Source organism: uncultured Maritalea sp. (genome assembly GCF_937139385.1).
In the GTDB taxonomy this organism is placed as follows: domain Bacteria; phylum Pseudomonadota; class Alphaproteobacteria; order Rhizobiales; family Devosiaceae; genus Maritalea; species Maritalea porphyrae_A.
Window position 1 is genome coordinate 1 of record NZ_CAKZPW010000262.1, and the last position, 3,361, is coordinate 3,361.

Below are 3,361 nucleotides of genomic sequence, written 5' to 3' on the forward strand. Positions count from 1 at the left end.
TGATTTCGTCGTATAATTGCACCGCGTTGAAGGGTGCAGAACAGGCCATGCCCAATATATGTTGAGCAAGCACATCTAAGCCCCCGGGCTGAGGGTCTTCGCTGTCCTGTGCGCGTTCTTTCACCGCTTCTTTTGCCGCTTCGCACTCCAGCACCTCAAAGCGGTTTGCGGGCACCAGTAGGGCGCGTGAGGGTTCATCCAATCTGTGGTTAGAGCGGCCAATGCGTTGCAACAATCGCGACGAACCTTTTGGCGCACCGATTTGCACCACCAAATCAACGTCACCCCAATCAATGCCCAGATCAAGGGTTGAGGTACAAACAACTGCTTGCAACTTTCCCGCCACCATCGCCGCTTCAACTTTGCGGCGCTGCTCTACGTCGAGTGAGCCATGGTGCAAAGCGATGGCTAGCCCATCTTCGTTGAGTTCCCACAAGGATTGGAACAGCAATTCGGCTTGTGATCGGGTGTTGACGAACAGCAATGTGGTGCCGTTCTGTTTGATGATCTCAAGCAGTTCAGGCACTGCATATTGGGCGGAGTGCCCAGCCCAAGGCACACGATCGTCGCTGGCGAGAATTTCAACTTCTGGGTCTGCCCCACCCGTGTTGGTCACAAACGCCACTTCGCGTTCTGGCTTTGGTGTGCCGATCCATTCGCGCAGCATTTCTGGTTTGGCGACTGTGGCCGAAAGGGCTGAGATTCTTAGATCAGGGCACAGCGTGCCCAACCGCGCCAACCCCAGCGCCAAGAGATCGCCGCGTTTCGAGAGGGCAAGCGCGTGCAATTCATCAAGCACCACCCGCTTGAGAGACCCAAACAGTTTTGGCGCTTCTTTGTGCGATAGCATCAGCGCCAATTGTTCGGGCGTGGTCATTAGAATATTTGGTGGGTCGAACCGCTGGCGTTGTCGCCTAGAGGACGGCGTGTCGCCCGTGCGGGTTTCCACACGAATGTCCAATCCCATATCCGCAATTGGGTCCATCAAGTTGCGGGCCACATCAACCGCCAGTGCTTTGAGCGGCGAAATATAGAGCGTGTGCATGCCGTCAAACTGGTCAACGGCCAGATCGGCGATTGAAGGCAAGAAGCCAGCCAGTGTTTTACCAGCGCCTGTTGGCGCGATCAGCAGGGCCGATTTGCCGGATCGATCTGCCTCAAGCATGTCCAATTGATGTTGCCGTGGTGCCCAGTTTTTCGCCACAAACCAGTCGCGCACCACATCTGGTAGACCCCACGCGTGTGCGAATAGGTCAGCATCATTTAGAGGAATTGTTTGGCGAGTGCTTGTTGATTTGCGCATTGCACCTATATTTAACGCACAATATGCTGATCACCAGTGTTTTCGTGAATTCAGCTAATAGAATTATTTGGGGAACAATTATGAGCAATTCAGATAGACATGAAGACGACCAAGAATTACGCGCCACGAAACGCGACATTTTTGGCGGTAGTCCACGCAAGGTCTTTTTCAAATTGGTGATCCTTTCGCTGATCGTTGGATTTGTGATGCGGATGATGGACATTACGCCGGGCACCATATTTGGGACATTGGGCACCTACGTTGGTCGAACCTTTGCAGACCTTGGCAGCTTTATGGGCGACTTGGGCGTTTGGTTTGGCTTTGGTGCGGCGATTGTTTTCCCGCTTTACATTTTCATTCGGCTTTGGCGGCGCTGGCTTTCATAGGTCCATCAATTAAATTCATCACCCCCTGCTTGCCTAATTGCAAGTTGGGGGTAAACTTCATCCCTTGAGAATCTTTTGGCAACACGTGTTCCGCGGCTGTTGCCTTTTCTATTGGGTGAATGACAATGAGCGCCAAGAGCTATCCCTTTAACGTGGGCCACAAGGATGTTTGGCTAATAGCGCTGCCGACCGCGGTGGCGTTTGTAACCGAACCCTTGGTGGGCATTGCAGACACCACTATTGTTGGGCGTTTGGGCGAAGTTGATTTGCTCGGTGGGTTGCTGATCGGTGGGCTGGTGTTTGATTTCATCGCCGCCATTTTCTATTTCCTCCGTTTATCGACCACCGGCCTAACCGCGCAAGCTTTTGGTGCGCGCGATGATGCGTCACAAGCTGCGCATTTGGTGCGGGCGGTGACGGTTGGTTTTATCGCTGGGCTTATTGTTTTGGCATTGATGGTGCCAATTGCTGAATTTGCCAGCGTTGCTTATGGGGCCAGCCCTGAAGTAGTTGAAGCGTTCAAGAGCTATTTCTACATCCGGGTATTGGCCGCGCCATTCGTCCTGATGAACTTTGCCCTTGTGGGTTGGTTCCTTGGGCGGGGGCAGAGCTTTGTTGCGTTGATCCTGCAATTGATCCTCAATTTATCAAACATCGGGCTTTCAATTTGGTTCACCTTTGGGCTGGACATGGGCATTGCCGGGGTTGCATGGGGCACCGTTGCGGCGCAGATTATCATGCTGATCGTTGGTTTGCTCTGGGCCGTTGTGCAACTTGGTGGGCACTCGCGCCTGTTGCGCAAGTTGGGCGAAGCTGACCTGCTCAATGTGGTGCAGATCAAACGGCTTTTGGGCCTGAGCGGGGATATCTTGATCCGCTCTGTTTTGCTTAGCGCTGTATTTTCATTTTTTGCCTCACAAGGGGCGCGCGCCGGTGATGACATTTTGGCCGCCAACGGCATTTTGTTGCACTTCCTCATGGTCGCCGCGTTCTTTTTGGACGGGCTGGCTGCAGCGTCCGAACAGCTTTGCGGCAAGGCGATTGGCGCGCGCTGGCGGCCTGCTTTTGTGGATGCGATCAAACTTTCTTCGCTGTGGGGGTTCATTCTTTCAGGCGGCCTATCTGTCATTTTCCTGATCACTGGACCGACCATTATTGACTTTATGACCACATCAGAAGTGGTGCGCCAGACCGCTCGCGACTACTTATTAATCGCCGCGATTGCCCCCGTATTTGGGGTATTGGCCTTTGTGCTTGATGGGGTTTTTGCTGGTGCAACCATGGGATCAGACATGCGCAATGGCATGATTGTTTCGACCATTATTTTTGCACTGGTTTGGGCAGTGCTGACCCCTATTTTGGGCATCGCAGGTCTTTGGTGGGCGCTGCATAGTTTCTTCATTGGCCGAAGCTTGGTGTTTTTGGCCCTATTGAAGATCCGCATGCCCGACTTGTTCGCGCGGGTTGAAGCGGGCGCATAGCAAAGCACTTGCACCGCAACTGTCGGCCAAGTTGAAAGAAGAAGTGCAACTTCTTGTGCTTACGATGCCGAACCGAAAAACTGGTTTCCACTTTTTCCGGCAACGCTTGCAGACACGCGAGGCGTTTAAGGTCTCGTGTTATTTGGTAGTAAAAATGAGACGTTAAACGCCTCGCGTGAAATGGCTTTTGC

The 3,361-nt window shown here is 53.0% G+C and carries 3 protein-coding genes; 2 read left to right on the forward strand and 1 reads right to left on the reverse strand.

Going from position 1 to position 3,361, the window contains the following annotated elements; all coding sequences use genetic code 11:
* The coding region (locus tag Q0231_RS10850) for a DEAD/DEAH box helicase (protein WP_299347685.1) at positions 1–1,303 on the reverse strand (1,303 nt) is incomplete at its 3' end.
* Positions 1,304–1,383: 80 nt separating this feature from the next.
* On the opposite strand from Q0231_RS10850, the gene Q0231_RS10855 reads away from it, so the two are divergent.
* Both Q0231_RS10855 and Q0231_RS10860 read left to right on the forward strand, forming a co-directional pair.
* Positions 1,384–1,689, forward strand: a complete 306-nt coding sequence (locus Q0231_RS10855) for a hypothetical protein (protein ID WP_299347686.1) — start codon at positions 1,384–1,386, stop codon at positions 1,687–1,689.
* Between the two features lie 125 nt (positions 1,690–1,814).
* Positions 1,815–3,170: an MATE family efflux transporter gene (locus tag Q0231_RS10860; protein WP_299347687.1), complete on the forward strand. Its 1,356-nt coding sequence runs from the start codon at positions 1,815–1,817 to the stop codon at positions 3,168–3,170.
* The last annotated feature ends 191 nt before the right edge of the window (positions 3,171–3,361 follow it).